The sequence below is a fragment of the Eudoraea sp. genome, assembly GCF_049665975.1.
Lineage (GTDB): Bacteria > Bacteroidota > Bacteroidia > Flavobacteriales > Flavobacteriaceae > Eudoraea.
The window spans coordinates 1-1,817 of the sequence record NZ_JBATGR010000457.1 but is presented as its reverse complement, the minus strand read 5'-3'; the positions used below and the strand labels follow the sequence as shown (position 1 = coordinate 1,817).

The 1,817-nt window shown below is 36.3% G+C and carries 2 protein-coding genes; both read left to right on the top strand.

The window, feature by feature from the left end; translation table 11 throughout:
• Positions 1 to 775, top strand: a 775-nt coding sequence (locus WBN20_RS14865; protein WP_424282248.1) for a hypothetical protein, incomplete at its 5' end; no start/stop codon positions are given.
• On the top strand, positions 762 to 1,817 hold a 1,056-nt coding region (locus tag WBN20_RS14860; RefSeq protein ID WP_424282247.1), incomplete at its 3' end, for an aminotransferase class I/II-fold pyridoxal phosphate-dependent enzyme. The genes WBN20_RS14865 and WBN20_RS14860, both read left to right, overlap by 14 nt.

Below are 1,817 nucleotides of genomic sequence, written 5' to 3'. Positions count from 1 at the left end.
GGCTAAACTCATAGGCGTTCTTGTTTCTGTAGAATGGCCAAAGTTTCAAGATAAAAAAAGGAAATTGCTCTTCCAAGGAATTGAGAATGCTTGTAAAGAGAATAAGATGTTTTTACTTGGGGGTGATACCAATAGCTCAGAACAACCTAGGGTAGGTGTAGTAGGTTTAGGTTCATTCCAAGATAGAAAACATGTAAAACGTAGTGGAGCAAATGTGGGCGATGCTCTTTTTATTAGTGGAAAAATGGGTGGAGGTAATGCCAATGCATTAAACAACATTATTATTAAGGATAAGAAGCAGAACAGCATTTTGCCCAGAAACCTCTGTAAATTAAGCTCTGTAAATTCATCCTACTCTTCCACTTGCACGGATACCAGTGATGGCTTTTTTACTTCTCTCTACAACCTAGGGATGGTCAATAAAATGGATTTTGAAATCAAACTTCCCATTTCTGAACTTATTGATGATAGCAGTCAGGAAATTATTAATAAGGTAAATCTCCCAGATTGGTTTTTACTGGCCGGACCAGTTGGAGAATACGAATTGGTTTTTACAGTTCCGCAAGATCAAAAAAATATTTTTATTCAGGCAGCGGCACTAGAGGGATATCAGGTGCTGGAATGTGGGAAAGTGACATCAAGTAAAAGTAAAGGGGTAGCAATAACACTAGAGGATAAAAAAATATCCTTGAGTGAAGTAATTGATGCTCAACAAAAAGCTCATACAAATTTTGAAGAACTAATCGAAAATTTATCGCGATATGACATATTCTGAAAAGTATACGCACACTATGGACTTAAAAAAGCACGACTTATTTTCATTAAGAATAGCACAGAGAAATCATGATTTTAATACTAAAATTGATCAATTTCAAAACTTTATTCATGAATTGGAAAAACATAGAGAATTATCATATTTCCGAATGATTAGTTCTCCTATGGAGCGGTCGGTACTTGTCTCTTATCAAGGAGAGGCTAAAAAAGAAGTACTTATGTTTGGTTCTAACAATTACCTCGGATTTGCAAACGATCCCTATATAAAAGAGAAGGTAAAAAATAGTATTGATTCACAAGGAGTAGGTCCCGCAGGTCCACCGCTTTTAAATGGATATTCAAAAGAACATCACTTCCTGGAAGAAAGGTTGGCACATTTAAAAAATAGCGAAGCTGCCCTTATTTTTCCAAGTGGTTACCAGACAAATCTTGGTTTAATTGGAAGTTTAGTAGGAAGGAATGATAGATTATACATAGATCAATTGAGTCATGCCTCTACTATTGATGCCATCAATTTGGCTAACTTAGGATATAAAAAGTTCAGCCATAACTCCCCCATTAGTTTATTAGAGCTTATCCAAAAGAATCAAAAAGATGGTCAATTATTTGTTGGGATTGAAGGCTTGTATTCTATGGACGGAGATATATGTTCCTTAGATCATATTGTTGAGGTTATAAACAAAAACAATGGCATTTGTTTATTGGATGATGCACATGGTACAGGCTTAATTGGAGGCCAGGGCAAAGGTGTTATGGAATTATTTGAAGTCCCGCAGACAGAAACTCTGCATATTGGAACGTTTAGTAAGTCTTTTGCTGTTAATGGTGGATTCGTGGCCGGCAGCAAGCCCTTGATCAATTACATAAGGTACCATGCGCGTTCTTATCTATTTTCTGCTTCTTTATCCTATATTTCTATCGCTGCCGTTCATGCAGGGCTGGATCTGATTGAAAAAGAACCTTGGAGAAGAGAGCAGATAAAGAGTTTAAATACTCATGCTAAAGAAGCATTTAGAGAATTTGAATTAGTAGTAGAACCAGCT